Below are 371 nucleotides of genomic sequence, written 5' to 3' on the forward strand. Positions count from 1 at the left end.
GTCCTCCATCAGGTTGAAGATGGCGACCGCGCCCAGGCCGCGCAGCCAGGCCTCGATGTAGCGGATGCCGACCGCGACGGCGTTGCGCAGGCCGTCGTAGGTGGGCCTGGCGTCGAGGGTGTCGATGGCGATCAGGTCGCCGGGCGCCACCGAGACGTCCTCGCGCAGCCGGTCCTTCTGGTTCGGCTTCTCGCCGAGGACCGCGTCGAAGGAGGCCAGCGCGATCGGGACGAGGTCGGGGTGGGCGACCCAGGAGCCGTCGAAGCCGTCGCCCGCCTCGCGGTCCTTGTCGGCCTTGACCTTCTCGAAGGCCACCTTGTTGACCTCGGCGTCCCGGCGCGAGGGGATGAAGGCCGCCATGCCGCCGATCG

1 pseudogene is annotated in these 371 nt (G+C 71.2%); it reads right to left on the bottom strand.

The window, feature by feature from the left end:
* Positions 1-371: pseudogene (locus AB0C16_RS40955) on the bottom strand (malate synthase A); the annotation flags it as partial.

It is taken from the genome of Nonomuraea sp. NPDC048916 (genome assembly GCF_040649575.1).
Taxonomy (GTDB): domain Bacteria; phylum Actinomycetota; class Actinomycetes; order Streptosporangiales; family Streptosporangiaceae; genus Nonomuraea.